This window comes from Synechococcus sp. CCAP 1479/10 (genome assembly GCF_019038515.1).
In the GTDB taxonomy this organism is placed as follows: Bacteria; Cyanobacteriota; Cyanobacteriia; order PCC-6307; family Cyanobiaceae; genus Cyanobium.
In genome coordinates this window covers 1-360 of record NZ_JAFKRJ010000012.1, presented here as the reverse complement: position 1 = coordinate 360, position 360 = coordinate 1, and the positions used below count along the sequence as shown (strand labels likewise).

Sequence of the window (360 nt, the reverse complement as noted above, 5' to 3'; positions counted from 1 at the left end):
AGTGGGTGATCAGCGAGTCCAGCTTCCTTTCAACCACATCTGAACAAGGCATCACACATCGTGTGAGCTCATTCATCGGGAATGAAAGGAGGCTGGAATCCTCAGCTGAACATGTCCGGTCACTTCACCCATCAGAATTCCTCCTGATGCAGCTTCATGTTGTGGTCTTAACCTAGCTGGATGGAGGTTAGCGGACTCGAACCGCTGACATCCTGCTTGCAAAGCAGGCGCTCTACCAACTGAGCTAAACCCCCAAACACGAATGGGCCATCCTGGACTTGAACCAGGGACCTCACCCTTATCAGGGGTGCGCTCTAACCACCTGAGCTAATGGCCCAGGAACAATCACTCTGACAGTGG

The 360-nt window shown here is 52.8% G+C and carries 2 tRNA genes; both read right to left on the bottom strand.

Annotated elements, in window-relative coordinates:
* Positions 1 to 181 precede the first annotated feature (181 nt).
* Positions 182 to 254 (bottom strand) — tRNA-Ala (locus KUG39_RS05175).
* 9 nt (positions 255 to 263) lie between these two features.
* Positions 264 to 337, bottom strand: a tRNA-Ile gene (locus KUG39_RS05170).
* Between the last annotated feature and the right edge of the window lie 23 nt (positions 338 to 360).